Source organism: Promicromonospora iranensis (genome assembly GCF_028994775.1).
Lineage (GTDB): Bacteria > Actinomycetota > Actinomycetes > Actinomycetales > Cellulomonadaceae > Promicromonospora > Promicromonospora iranensis_A.
Map to the genome: position 1 here is coordinate 41,307 of NZ_JAJQMN010000016.1, position 12,825 is coordinate 54,131.

Consider the following 12,825-nt stretch of genomic DNA (forward strand, 5'->3'; position numbering starts at 1 on the left):
GTGGCGGGGAGGGGTCAGTAGGCGACCTGCGGGACGAAGACGTTCGTCAGGTGCGTGTGGGAGGCGATCCAGCGGGTGCGGCGCGCCGTGGTGTTGTTCTCCGTGGTGAGGACGCACTCCACCACGCGCTCGACGGAGCCGGTCATGGCGGCCAGTGCCAGCGCGGCGTTGAATCCCCACTCCTCCAACAGCACCTGTGCACCCGCGCCCTGGGTGAGCTGGAGCGGTGTGCTCGCCCGGCGGGCGAAAGCGACCAGCGAGTCCTTGTGCGCGGCGGGGATGTCGCCCTCCACCATGGCGCACGCGAGATCGGGCAGCAGCCCGGCCGCCGCGACGACGGCCGCCGCCACCGGGCCGGTGCCGAGCACCGAGACGCGTGACGGGTCGACGCTCGTGAGGGTCCGCAGCGCCTGCACCGCCCGTACGGCATGGGTGAAGACGGCCCGGTTGTAGGGGTCGTCGAGGTCGTCCGGCGGCAGCTCAACCACGAGGTGCGCGAACCCACCGGAGGCGAGCCACTCGAGGTCGCGGCCCGCGGCCCGGCCGGCGGGCCGGAGCTCGACCAGGCCGGGCAGCGTGGCGCCGGCACCGGCCGGGGTGATGAGCCGGCCTGTCACCGGGCGTCCTTCGAACCCCGCGAACGTCACGGCCTCGGCCGTGAGGTCCCGGGCACGGGCGGAGGCAGCGGTCAGCACGGGCGCGACCTCGATGTCGCGGTGCGCGGCGAGCGTCTGCGACCAGAACAGGTCGAAGTCGGCGGGCTCGTCGGTGGCCGGTGGCGCTGCCGGCGCCACCGCGACGAGCGGCAGGTCGTACTCAGGCACGGGGGAGACCTCCGGGGATGGGCGTGCGCTGGGGAGCCTACCGCCAGGATGCGGCAGGTAAATTTCCGGTCCGTCCCCTCCGTCCCGTCAGATGATCTTGCCCAGCCACGCGAGCTTGCGGGGGAACCGGTAGTCGCCACCGCCCTCGTGGTCGTTGTACGGGTAGACGTCCATGTCCTTGAGCACCGGTTCCGCCTGGTCCGGAGCCCAGTTGTTGAACGCCGCGTACACGGTGGACGGCGGGCAGGTGGCGTCCATGAGGGCGACCGAGAACAGGCCCGCCGAACGCGCCCGCCGCGCGAACGACACCCCGTCCAGGTACGAGAACGTGCGCCAGACCTTCGCCTCGACCGCCGGGTCGCGGTACACGGACAGGAACCGCGTGATCTCGCCGTACGGGAGGTTGTCCGTGATGGACACCGCGCGACGGTAGTGGCTCAGGAACGGCACGTCGGGCATCGCGGCCACGACGTCGGGCACGAGCCCCGCGACCGCGATGGTGATGCCGCCGCCCTGGCTGCCGCCGCTCACCGCCACGCGCCGCGGGTCCAGACCGGGGACGGCACGCACCGCGTCGACGGCGCGGGCGCCGTCGGTGAAGACGCGGCGGTAGTAGTGGTCGTGCGGGTCGAGCACACCGCGGGTCATGAACCCGGGAGTCGCCGGTCCCGAGCCCACCGGGTCCGGCGTGTCCCCGCCGGCGCCCCAGCCCGAACCCTGGCCCCGCGTGTCCATCCGGAGGTGCGCGTAGCCGGCCGCGGCCCAGTGGATCTTCTCGTGCGGCAGACCCCGTCCGCCGCCGTAGCCCTCGTACTCGACGACGACGGGCAGGTCGCCGTCGGCGTGCGCGGGGCGGGTGAGCCACGCCTTGACCGGGTGCCCGCCGAAACCGGGGAACGTCACGTCGTCGACGACCACCTCGGTGAGCCCGACGTCGATGCGCTCCACCTTCGGCGCCTCGTCGAACGTGCGCGCCTCGGCAAGGGTCGTGGACCAGAACTCGTCGAAGTCGGCGGGCTCGTCGATCTCGGGCGCATACACCTCGAGATCGGACAGCGGCATGTCGAACTGGGCCACGTGGGTGCTCCTCGGCGTAGTCGTCTGCAGGGTCGACGCCGGGGCCCCGCGGGCACGGTCGCCGTCGACGGTGGACAGCGTAGCCGCGGCGTCCGACATCGAACAGATACCTGCCGGAGACCGGGCAGGGACCGGGCAGGGACCGCACGGAAACCGGCCGGAGCATGCCGGGAAGGGCGGTGTCCGGCGTCTGAGGACCGGCGGAACACGCCGTAGTCTTCTGAGGTGGCACATCTTCTCGGCGCGGACGGCATCGCGCTGACCATCGGTACTCGCACCCTCCTGTCCGACGTCTCCCTCGGTCTCGACGACGGCGACCGCGTCGGCGTCGTGGGGCCCAACGGCGCGGGCAAGTCCACGCTGCTCCGGATCCTCGCGGGCACCTCGCGGCCCGACGCCGGCCGGGTCACCCGGGTGGGCGGCTCCACCCTCGGGATGCTGGACCAGCGGGACGAGCTGGCCGAGGATGCGACGATCCTCGACATCGTGCACGGCGACGCCGAGACGCACGTCTGGGCATCGGACGCCAAGGTCCGCGAGGTGCACGACGGACTGCTCGCCGACCTCGCCTGGGACGCTCCGGTCGTCAAGCTCTCCGGCGGCCAGCGCCGTCGCGTGGCGCTCGCGGCCCTGCTCGTGCAGGACCCGGACCTGCTGCTGCTCGACGAGCCCACCAACCATCTCGACGTCGAGGGCGTGGCCTGGCTCGCCGCCCACCTCCGTGAGCGGTACGGGCGGCCCGGCACGACGGGTGCGCTGGCGGTCGTGACGCACGACCGTTGGTTCCTCGACGAGGTCTGCTCACGGATGTGGGAGGTGCGCGGTGACGACACCGGCGCCGTCGACGGGTACGAGGGCGGTTACGCGGCCTACATCCTCGCGCGCGCCGAGCGGGCACGGCAGGCCGCGACGGCCGCCGAGAAGCGGGACAACCTGCTGCGCAAGGAGCTCGCCTGGCTGCGCCGCGGCGCGCCGGCACGGACGTCCAAGCCGAAGTTCCGGCTCGACGCCGCCTCCGCGCTGATCGACGACGAGCCGCCGCCGCGCGACTCGATGGAGCTGACCCGCATGGCGACGCGGCGGCTCGGCAAGGACGTGCTGGACCTGGAGTCGGTCACCGTGACCGTCCCGGGCAAGGTGCTGTTCGACGACGTGACCTGGCGGCTGGGCCCCGGCGACCGGTACGGCGTGGTCGGTGTCAACGGCGCGGGCAAGACGACACTGCTCGCGCTGCTCGCCGGCCGTCGCGAGCCCGACTCCGGCCGGGTCAAGCGCGGCAAGACGATCCACGTGCGCGAGCTGTCGCAGGACGTCGCGGAGCTCGACGAGCTCGGTGACCTCAAGGCGGTCGAGGTCATCGAGCAGGAGAAGGGCCGGGTCGTCGTCGACGGCAAGGAGCTCACCGCGTCGCAGCTCACCGAGAAGCTCGGCTTCACGCGGGAGCGGGCCTACACGCCGGTGCGTGACCTGTCCGGCGGCGAGCGGCGTCGGCTCCAGCTGTTGCGGCTGCTGGTGGCCGAGCCCAACGTCCTGCTGCTCGACGAGCCCACCAACGACCTCGACACCGACACGCTCGCCGCCGTCGAGGACCTGCTCGACGGCTGGCTGGGCACGCTGATCGTCGTCTCCCACGACCGGTACCTGCTGGAGCGGGTGGCGGACCGGCAGGTCGCGCTGCTCGGTGACGGGACCATCCGCGACCTGCCCGGCGGCGTCGAGGAATACCTGCGGCTGCGGGCCGCCGCCAAGGCCGCAGGCGCCTCTGCCTCGGGCACCCCGGCGGGCGGCTCGGGCGCCGGCGGGACGGCGACGGGTGCGGCCCCGACGTCCGGCGCCGACTCCGGGGGCGAGGCGGTCACCCAGCGTGACATCCGTGCCGCCAAGAAGGAGGTCTCCCGAATCGAGCGCCGTCTTGCGAAGATTGCCCAGAAGGAGGCCGAGCTGCACGAGACCATCGCACAGCAGGCCACGGACTACCAGGCTGTCGCCCGGCTCGACGCGGAGCTCCGCGACCTGGCGAGCGAGCGCGACGAGCTCGAGGCGGCATGGCTGGAAGCGGCGGAGGTGGCGGGATGACCGACAACGATCTGACACCGCTCGACGGGGTGGACCGAGCGCTCGTCGACGCACTGCGCAAGGACGGACGCACCACGCTCGCGGTGCTGTCCGAGATCTCGGGCCTGTCCCTGTCCGCGGTGCAGGTGCGGGTGCGGAAGCTGGAGGCGCGCGGCGTCATCACGGGCTATCGAGCGGTGGTGAACCCGGAGGCGGTCGGGCTGCCGCTGTCCGCCTTCATCGAGATCACGCCCCTCGACCAGGCACAGGAGGACGACGCACCCGAGCGCCTGCGCGGCATGCCGGGCATCGAGTCCTGCTACTCCGTGGCCGGCAACGCCAACTACCTGCTCACCGCCCGGGTGGCCTCGCCCAGGGCGCTGGAGGAGCTGCTCGGGCGGATCCGGCGCACGGCAAAGGTCTCGACGCGTACGACGGTGGTGCTGCAGACCTACTTCGAGGGGCAGACGACGGAGCCGTCCTGACCCCGGTGACGCGGCCCGCGCCTCAACGCTGAGCGAGGGCCGGCTGGTCGAGCGTGAGCGTGCAGGCGTCGGCGTCCAGCTCGACGGACACCCCCAGGGGCACGGTGCGCGGGTCGGGCCCGTGGCCGAACCCGAGCTCGCCGACGATCGGGATGCCGAGCGCGCCCAGCAGGTCCCGGACCACCGGTTCCGCGGGGCCGCAGTCCTCCCACGAGCCCAGCGCGATCCCGAGCGCACCGTCGAACCAGCCCGAGCGCAGCAGGTACGTGAGGTGCGCGTCGATCTGGTAGGCCCGTTCGGCGACGTCCTCCAGGAGGACGATCCCGCCGGCGGCGGACGTCGGCGGCGTGCCGAACCCGACCGACGTCGCCAGGAGCGAGAGGCAGCCGCCGGTGGTGATGCCACGGGCCGTGCCACCCACCAGGGTGTGTGCCAGGGGACCGGTGATCGTCTGCGTGGTCTCCGGCTCGAACAGGCTGCGCCGCAGATGGTCGCGGGCCGGCTCGGACGTCAGGAACGACGCCGTCCCCGCCATCGGGCCGTGCAGGGACACCAGGCCGAGGTGGGCGGCGACCGCCTGGTGCAGCACGGTGCAGTCGCTGTAGCCGACGAGCACCTTCGGGTCCGTGGCGGCGAGGGCGTCCCAGTCGACGAGGTCTATCATCCGTGCCGCCCCGTACCCGCCGCGCGCCGAGACGACCGCACGGACGTCAGGATCGAGCCAGGCCTCCTGGAAGTCGGCGGCGCGCGCCTCGTCGGAGCCGGCCAGATAGCCGAGGCCGGGATGCTCGTCCAGCACGTGCGGCATCACCTGCACGTCGAGGCCCCACCCCCGGAGGTGGTTGACGCCAGCGTCGAGCCGGTCGGCGTGGACCGGTCCGGACGGGGCGACCACGGCGACCATGTCCCCCGGACGCAGTCGCGGCGGGCTCATCAGGTGCCGCAGCATGCGGCCGAGATTACCTTTCGGGCGATACGCCGCGCGTCGGGCCGCAGGCTTTGCAGTCAGGCGAAATCTGGCGCGCCCGTGCCGGTTCGGTGCACCTGCACCTATTTAGTCCGGTGCGTCGCTTCCGTCTTGTAAGAGCAGATTGTTACGCTCGCGCTCGCCAGTACATTGCCCGGCTCCGCGTCGGGCAGACGAAGGAGCGCCGAGGGAATGCCCACCACCCGAACCTGGCTGCAGGCGGGCGGTGGCACCGTGGCCGCCGCTCTGATCATCGCCGCCGTGGTGCAGGCGATGAACTCGAGCGCGATGTGGGTGTCCAACGACCCGGTCGGCGAGTGCGGTCAGACGTCCGGCGGTGCGGTGGTGGCAGCCCAGAACGTGCTGTCGGCGAGTACCGGGCTCGAGCCCGTCGACGGGTCGTGGGACGCCGAGTCGGAGGTCGCGACCAAGGCGTTCCAGGCCCACAACGGCCTGCCGGTCAACGGCTGCGTCGACACGGGCACCTGGGTCACCATGCGGGCGTACGTCATCTCGCTGTGCGACCCGGAGTTCGACTGCCGGGGTCCCGACCACCGCGTGCGCTACGCCGCGCCGGGCGGCGCCCGGGAGGCCTACTTCGCCGACAACGACTGCGACTGGGGCTCCTACGTGCTGCCGGGGGTGGCGCACACGCCGGTCACGTCCAACAAGATCATGGCGCTCTCGCGGGACGCGGTCGTCGAGATCGAGTGTGAGGGCTGACGTGGTCACCTCGATCGAGGAACCGAGGATCCGTCCGGAGTGGCTGCTCGGCGGGGCCGTGACGCTGCTCGGCGCGATCGTCATCATCGTGGTCACGCTCGTGCTGGGGTCGGGTGAGGAGGAGCCCGTGGTCACTCCTGCCGACGCCACGGAACTCACGGCAGGCACCTGCGCCGAGGACCTGCGCCAGCCGCACTGGGTGCCGGATTCCGTCCGGCGTGCGGTGGTCGAGTGCCCGGCGGACATCTCGGCGGGCATCGGCCGCACGACGGCGGAGGACCACCTCGGCACGTGGATCGTCTACCCGCTGGACGGCGCGGAGAACCAGGAGACGTTCAGGGGTGGTCCCGGACCGGCCTGGCCCGAGGACGAGGTCCGCTCCGGTGCCTATCACCCGGCCTCGGCCATCACCTACGTGGCGTACCCGGGTTCGGCGGAGCTGTCGGACGAGATGTCCGGCGACAACGTGATGGTCGAGTGGGTGGACCTCGCGGAGTCGGGCCTGGATGCCCGGGTCACTCGCGTGGACAACAACGGTTTCGGTCCGGTCCGGGTCGAATGGTCCGACGACGCCGGCTCCTACCTGCTGCTCGGCACCATGGGCCGCACGCCGACGGGCGGTTCGGGGCCCACGGTGGCCGAGCTGATCAGGATCGCGGACAGCGTCGCGGCCGAGGACGAGTGAGCGCCCTCGCTGGTTCAGCGAGGGCGCTCACCAAGCTCGACCAGCGCGCCGTGAGCGGCGAGCGGGTCAGAGGGTTTCCGTCAGGACCTCGTCCAGCGCCTTGACGCCGGCCTCCAGGGCCTCGGCCGGCACCGTCAGTGCCGGGCGGAACCGGACCGACCGCTCGCCGCAGCCCAGCAGCAGCACGCTCCGCTCGGTGAGCGCGGCCAGCACGCGGTCGCGGACCTCGCGGGAGGGCAGCGTCAGCGCGCACATGAGGCCCCGGCCGCGGACGTCGGTCACGCCGTCGTGCCGTTGGGCGAGCGCGACCAGCTCGTCGTTGAGCCGCTTGCCCATGGTGCGTGCCCGGTCCACGAGGCCCTCCGCCTCGTAGGTCTCGAGGATCCGGCGCGAGCGGACCATGTCGGTGAGGTTCCCGCCCCACGTGGAGTTGATGCGTGAGGAGACGGCGAACGCGTTGTCCGGGACCTCGTCGACGCGGCCGCCGGCCATGATGCCGCAGACCTGCGTCTTCTTGCCGAACGCGACGACGTCGGGGGTGATGCCGAGCTGCTGGTATGCCCAGGTCGTCCCCGTGATGCCCGCGCCGGTCTGGACCTCGTCCACGATGAACAGCGCGTCGAACTCCCGGCACAGGTCCTGCATGCCCTGGAGGAACGAGGTGCGGAAGTGGTGGTCGCCACCCTCACCCTGGATGGGCTCCATGATGAACGCGGCGATGTCGTGCGGGTGAGCCTCGAACGCCGCACGTGCCGCCCCGAGCGCCGCCGCCTCCGCCGCGTCCATGTCCTTGCCCTCGGCGATGTACGGGGACGGGATGCGCGGCCAGTCGAACTTGGGGAACCGCGCCACCTTGCCCGGCTCGGTGTTGGTGAGCGACATCGTGTACCCGGAACGGCCGTGGAACGCGTGCTCGAGGTGCATCACCCGGGTGCCGAGCTCGGACGAGCGGCCGTTCGCCTCGTTGTGGCGGGACTTCCAGTCGAACGCGACCTTGAGCGCGTTCTCGACGGCGAGTGCGCCACCGTCGATGAAGAACAGGTGCGGCAGCGCGGGGTCACCGAGGACGCGCGCGAACGTGTCGGCGAAGCGGGCCATCTCGACGGTGTAGATGTCGGAGTTGGACGGCTTGTTGATCGCGGCGGTGGCGAGCTCCTCGCGGAACGCGGCGTCGTCGGCGAGGGCCGGATGGTTCATGCCCAGGGGTGAGGAGGCGAAGAAGGTGAACAGGTCGAGCCACTCGCGACCGTCACGTGCGTCGACCAGCGTGGAGCCGTGCGACCGGGTGAGGTCGAGGACGAGGTCGAACCCGTCGACCAGGAGGTGCTCGCGAAGGGTGGGGAGCACTGCGGTGGGCTCAAGAGGTGTCGTCATGCTGGAAAGGTAGGCAATGATCCTGTCAAGTTTCAATGACTATGGAAAAGTTCCTGTCAGGAGCGCATATCCTTGGGTCGTCGGGTGGCCAGCAGCTCGGCGGTCCCCAGCGCGAGCGTGGAGCCGAGCAGCACCAGGAGCGCCGCCGTCCAGCCGTCCGACGCCGCGTGCACGGCGCCGATCACGGCGGGCGCGGTAGCCGCGACGGCGTAGCCGAACGCCTGCACGGCCGCCACCGTCCGCCGCGTCTGGGCCACCGTGCGGCACCGCTGCGCGACGATGGTGAAGATCACGACGAAGTTCCCGCCCTGGGCGATCCCGGCGAGGCTCACCCACAGCAGCCACCACTGCGGCGCCAGCAGGAGGCCCGCCGGCAGGGAGACCCACAGCAGCGCCATCGTGACCGCGGCGCCCCGCATCGGTACCCGGGCGGCCAGCGCGAGCGGCACCAGCACGCTGCCCGCGATCGCGAAGCCCTGGAAGGGGGCCGCCGCGTTGCCCGCCGTGGTCACCGACACGTGCAGCAGGTCGCGCAGCAGCTCGGGCAGCCAGCCGGTGACCGCGAAGTACGAGAAGGACTGCCCGGCGAACGCCACCGTCAGTGCCCAGGTGATCGGGCGGCGCAGCACGCCGCCCCACGTCTCGTCGGGCCGCTCGCCACGTGGCGCGGTGACCGGTTCGGCGGGTGCGTCGGCGGGTATCCCGGTGGGGCCGTCGACCTGGGTCTCGACGGGCGTCCCGGTGGGTGTCCCCGCGCGCCCGCGGTCGGCGTCGGGTGACCGCCTGCCCTGCTTCCTGGTGGTGACGAGCCACACGACCAGCGCCACCATCGCGACGACCGACCAGGAGGCGATGGCACCCTGCCAGCCCATGATCGCGGCGAACGGTGCCGTGAGCGACGTCGCGAAGACGGAGCCGAGGTTCATCGTCGACGAGTACAGGCCGGTCGCAAGGGCCGTCCGCGTCGAGAAGTCGCGCGCGATGATGACCGGCACCACCACGTTGCCGACGGTGATCGCACAGCCCAGCACCACCGTGCCCGCGAAGGCCGCCACCACGCCTGCCGTGCCGGTGCCGACCGACCGGACGAGCGTCCCCACGATCACGCCCACCAGGGCGACGGTGACCGCGGAGTACGGCCCCACCCGGGCGATCAGGGTCGAGGCCGCCGGCGCCACCACGCTGAAGCAGAGCGCGGGGATCCCCACCAACAGGCCGGCCAGGGTCTGGTCCAGCCCGAGGCCTGTCGCGACGTCGGCCATGACCGGCGGGAGTGATGTGATGGGGGTGCGCAGGTTCAGGGCGAAGACAAGGACCGCGACGAGCAGCGCGGAGCCGCCGGCCGCTGTGCGGATGTTGCTCATGATGCTGTCATTGTGCGTGACGGGGTCAGTTGGTTGCGTCAGGCGTCCATCGCATCCCCACAGGTGTGCTGATCGTCATCTCCGCTCCCCAGGAGGGATTGCGGCTTTCCCGTTAGATTGGGCGACCGGTCAGCAGGTCTGGAACACCATCAGCCGGTCTGGAACAACAGAGGTGTCGAATGGAGCAGCGGCAGGTCTTCCGCGGTGTCGGAGCACTCGTCGGCGTACTCATGCTGTCGGGGTGCGGGTTCGACATCGGGAAGCTCGACTACACGGAGCCCGAGTTCGTCGGTTCCTACGTGGGCGACGGCGCCGCGACCGTCGTCGCACTCGGGGAGGACAGGACGTTCAAGGCCGTCGGGGTCCCGGACGAGGTGCTCGACGACGCGGCGGGCGGCACGGTCGAGGAGGTCCCGGCCGAGATCGAGGGCACCTGGAAGTACGACTCGAAGAGCTCCGCCGACCACGTCGAGCTCACCGTCACCGACGCGGACGGCATGCCCGCGGAGCTGGGCAGCCTGCCCCTGTACGTCGCCGACGCCGATGACCTCTTCTTCCTGCCCGACCAGCTCGGGCGCGAGAAGATCGTGGTGAGCCGGAGCCGCTGAGCGGGCGGGCCGTCGAGCTCACTCGTCGAACTGGGCGGTGACCGTGCGCAGCAGGTTCGCCAGCTGCGGACGCTCCGTGGGCGACAGGGCGGTCAGCACCTTGGCCTCGATGTCCAGCAGGTCGCTCATCGCAGCATCGACCCGTGCCAGCCCTTCCTCGGTGAGCTGGACCAGCACCCCGCGGCGGTCGTCGGGGGAGCGGTGCCGCTGGACGAACCCGCGCGACTCGAGGCGGTCTATCCGGTTCGTCATCGTGCCGCTGGTGACCAGGGTCTGCGTGACGAGCGTGCCGGGCGAGAGCCGGAACGGCTCACCCGCGCGGCGCAGCGCGGAGAGCACGTCGAACTCCCAGGTCTCGAGGCTGTGCCGGGCGAAGGCCGTACGCCGCGCGAGATCGAGGTGCCGGGCGAGCCGGGAGACGCGGCTGAACACCGTGAGGGGCTCGAGCTCGAGGTCCGGGCGCACGTGGTGCCACGCGGCGACGATGCGGTCGACCTCGTCGGCGGGACCTGTGTGCTCCATGGCGAGAGGCTACCGGATGTCTCGACGTCAAGAATCTCGATAGCGGGTGCGTCCGGTGTCGTGCGTGGTCAGCGGCGGTGCGGCGACCGTAGGCTCAGGCCTCGTGGGAACAGATATCAGGGTGCACCAGGTGTACGCCGGTCGAGTGCTGCACGGTCCGGGGGCGCGGTCCCTCGTGCCCGAGGAGGCGGAGCGGCTCGGGTCGCAGCGTGTGCTGGTGGTGGCGGCACCGTCGTCGGCCGAGGTCGCCCGGGACCTGGCCACCGCGCTGGGGGAGCGGTACGCCGCGACCTTCGGGCACCCGGCCCAGCACACCCCGGTCGAGGTGACCGCCGAGGCGCTCGCCCTGGCCGGTGAGGTCCGGGCCGACGCGCTGGTCGCGATCGGTGGCGGATCAGCCATCGGGTTGTCGAAGGCGCTGGCCATCCGGACCGGCATGCCCCAGGTGGCGGTACCGACCACCTATGCGGGCTCGGAGGCCACACCGGTGCTCGGCGAGACGGAGAACGGCGTCAAGACGACGCGGCGCGACCCGGCCTTCGCCCCGGACACCGTCGTGTACGACCCGGAGCTCACGCTGTCGCTGCCGCGCGGCCTGACACTGACGTCGGCCCTCAACGCGCTCGCGCACGCCGTCGAGGCGCTGTGGGACACCGGGGCGAGCGCGGCGACCCGGGCCTACGGGGTCGAGTCCGCGGACGGCATCCTCGCGGCGCTCCCCGTGGTGCTGGACCACCCGTCCGACATCGCTGCCCGCGGCCGTCTGCAGGAGGCGGCGTGGCTGGCGGGTGCCTGCCTGGCGCAGGCCCGGATGGGTCTGCACCACCAGCTCGCGCACGTACTCGGCGGGACCTTCGGCCTGCCGCACGCGGAGCTGCACGCGCTGCTCCTGGCGCACGTCATGCGGTTCAACCTGGTCGCGGCGCCGGACGCCGCCGCTCGCCTGGCGCGCGTCGCCGGCGGTGACCCGACGCTCGCCGTCGCCACCCTCGCCTCGACGCACGAGGGTCCGACGACGCTCGGCGCGCTCGGCGTGCCGCGCACCGCACTGCGTGAGGTGGCGGAGCGGGTGGCGGACGATCCGTACCCGAACCCCCGGCCGGTCACCGCTGACGGTGTGGAGGAGCTGCTGCTCGCCGCCTGGTGAGCGTCAGCCGCCTGCACCGCGGGCGGATCTGCGGGCGAGCAGGTGTGCCTGCGGGAAGCCCCGCACCGGGTCCTCGCCCGGCGCGATCACGAGGCGGGACACCTCGTCCGCACCGTTCTCCCGCAACAGCCCGGCGACGTGGTCGGGCGAGTACCGCCAGGCGGGCGACACCCTGTGGTCGAAGGCCTCGGCAGCCGCTCCGGTACCGCCCAGCGCCTGGAACGACACCAGGAGATACCCGCCGGGCGCCAGGGCCCGGCTGAGCTCGGCGAGCGTCGTCGGCAGCACGGCGGGCGGCGTGTGGATGATCGAGTAGTTCGCCAGCACCCCGGCGAGACCTCCTGGGGCGACCTCGAGCGAACCCATGTCGCCGACGTCGAAGCGGACGCCGGGGTGGGCCGCACGAGCGATCGCCACGAGCTGCGGCGAGAGGTCGATGCCGAACGCGTCGACGCCGCGGTCCCGCAGGCACGCGGTGACGTGCCCGGGTCCGCAGCCGACGTCGGCCACCGCACCGCCGCCCGCCTGCCGGACCAGGTCGGCGAAGGCCTGGACCATGACGTGGTTCAGCGGCTGGTCGGCGAACGCTCCCCGGACGAACGCCGTATAGGCGTCGGCCATGTCGTCGTAGTCCGCGCGGACGGTCGCGAGATGTTCGGAAGACGTCACGCTCCGCAGCCTAGACGCGACGCCGGAGGGCGCGGGCCGATGTCCGACCGGGCGGACTCCCGCTCACGAGTTGTCCACTTTGCGGTGAACCGTACTTCGATTCCTGACTCTCTATCACAGGGTGAAACGGAGCGCGCATTAAAGGCGAATATCCATTTCCCGTTGCAGAGTCCGTGTCGTGTGCTTAATGTATGGAACGCGAACACTGTTCCGCTCGCAGGTGATCATCCTGTGATTTCCCTTTTCTGGAAGGAATAGCTCCATGACCGTCGTTGACATCCTCTCGGACCTGCTGCACAACCTGGGTTACACCGTCGAGCAGATC

At 71.7% G+C, this 12,825-nt stretch carries 13 protein-coding genes; 6 read left to right on the top strand and 7 right to left on the bottom strand.

The window, feature by feature from the left end; all coding sequences use genetic code 11:
• Positions 1-14 precede the first annotated feature (14 nt).
• Together LUU90_RS23285 and LUU90_RS23290 are read right to left on the bottom strand one after the other, a co-directional pair.
• Positions 15-824 (bottom strand): acetylxylan esterase, encoded by an 810-nt coding sequence (locus LUU90_RS23285; protein ID WP_275006345.1) that lies wholly within the window; start codon positions 822-824, stop codon positions 15-17.
• Between the two features lie 87 nt (positions 825-911).
• Positions 912-1,901, bottom strand: coding sequence for an acetylxylan esterase (locus tag LUU90_RS23290; protein ID WP_275006346.1), 990 nt, complete (start codon positions 1,899-1,901; stop codon positions 912-914).
• A 225-nt stretch (positions 1,902-2,126) separates the two neighbouring features.
• Between LUU90_RS23290 and LUU90_RS23295 the strand changes: the two genes are divergently transcribed.
• Entirely contained in the window at positions 2,127-3,977 is a 1,851-nt protein-coding gene (locus LUU90_RS23295; protein WP_275006347.1) for an ABC-F family ATP-binding cassette domain-containing protein, read from the top strand.
• Positions 3,974-4,441 carry an Lrp/AsnC family transcriptional regulator gene (locus tag LUU90_RS23300; protein ID WP_275006348.1) on the top strand — a complete coding sequence of 156 codons (468 nt, stop codon included), beginning with the start codon at positions 3,974-3,976 and terminating at the stop codon, positions 4,439-4,441. The genes LUU90_RS23295 and LUU90_RS23300 overlap by 4 nt, the downstream gene beginning before the upstream one ends.
• Before the next feature lie 22 nt (positions 4,442-4,463).
• Here the strand turns inward: LUU90_RS23300 and LUU90_RS23305 are convergent, their stop codons facing one another.
• On the bottom strand, positions 4,464-5,390 hold the full coding sequence (locus tag LUU90_RS23305) for a S66 peptidase family protein (protein ID WP_275006349.1): 927 nt from the start codon (positions 5,388-5,390) through the stop codon (positions 4,464-4,466).
• Positions 5,391-5,600: 210 nt separating this feature from the next.
• Between LUU90_RS23305 and LUU90_RS23310 the strand changes: the two genes are divergently transcribed.
• Positions 5,601-6,131, top strand: a complete 531-nt coding sequence (locus LUU90_RS23310; protein WP_275006350.1) for a peptidoglycan-binding domain-containing protein — start codon at positions 5,601-5,603, stop codon at positions 6,129-6,131.
• Position 6,132: 1 nt separating this feature from the next.
• Positions 6,133-6,816, top strand: coding sequence for a hypothetical protein (locus LUU90_RS23315; RefSeq protein ID WP_275006351.1), 684 nt, complete (start codon positions 6,133-6,135; stop codon positions 6,814-6,816).
• Positions 6,817-6,882: 66 nt separating this feature from the next.
• On the opposite strand, the gene lat is transcribed toward LUU90_RS23315, so the two are convergent.
• A complete protein-coding gene (gene lat / locus LUU90_RS23320) occupies positions 6,883-8,190 on the bottom strand; it encodes an L-lysine 6-transaminase (protein ID WP_275006352.1) in 1,308 nt (435 codons plus the stop codon).
• A gap of 56 nt (positions 8,191-8,246) precedes the next feature.
• Positions 8,247-9,554: a CynX/NimT family MFS transporter gene (locus LUU90_RS23325; RefSeq protein WP_275006353.1), complete on the bottom strand. Its 1,308-nt coding sequence runs from the start codon at positions 9,552-9,554 to the stop codon at positions 8,247-8,249.
• A 179-nt stretch (positions 9,555-9,733) separates the two neighbouring features.
• Between LUU90_RS23325 and LUU90_RS23330 the strand changes: the two genes are divergently transcribed.
• Entirely contained in the window at positions 9,734-10,162 is a 429-nt protein-coding gene (locus LUU90_RS23330) for a hypothetical protein (RefSeq protein WP_275006354.1), read from the top strand.
• Positions 10,163-10,180: 18 nt separating this feature from the next.
• On the opposite strand, the gene LUU90_RS23335 is transcribed toward LUU90_RS23330, so the two are convergent.
• Positions 10,181-10,684 carry a MarR family winged helix-turn-helix transcriptional regulator gene (locus tag LUU90_RS23335; protein WP_275006355.1) on the bottom strand — a complete coding sequence of 168 codons (504 nt, stop codon included), beginning with the start codon at positions 10,682-10,684 and terminating at the stop codon, positions 10,181-10,183.
• Positions 10,685-10,787: 103 nt separating this feature from the next.
• Here LUU90_RS23335 and LUU90_RS23340 point away from each other — a divergent pair, with 103 nt between their 5' ends.
• The gene (locus LUU90_RS23340) at positions 10,788-11,831 is read left to right on the top strand and encodes a maleylacetate reductase (RefSeq protein ID WP_275006356.1); all 1,044 of its coding nucleotides are present in this window, start codon (positions 10,788-10,790) and stop codon (positions 11,829-11,831) included.
• 3 nt (positions 11,832-11,834) lie between these two features.
• On the opposite strand, the gene LUU90_RS23345 is transcribed toward LUU90_RS23340, so the two are convergent.
• Positions 11,835-12,500 (bottom strand): class I SAM-dependent DNA methyltransferase, encoded by a 666-nt coding sequence (locus tag LUU90_RS23345; protein WP_275006357.1) that lies wholly within the window; start codon positions 12,498-12,500, stop codon positions 11,835-11,837.
• Between the last annotated feature and the right edge of the window lie 325 nt (positions 12,501-12,825).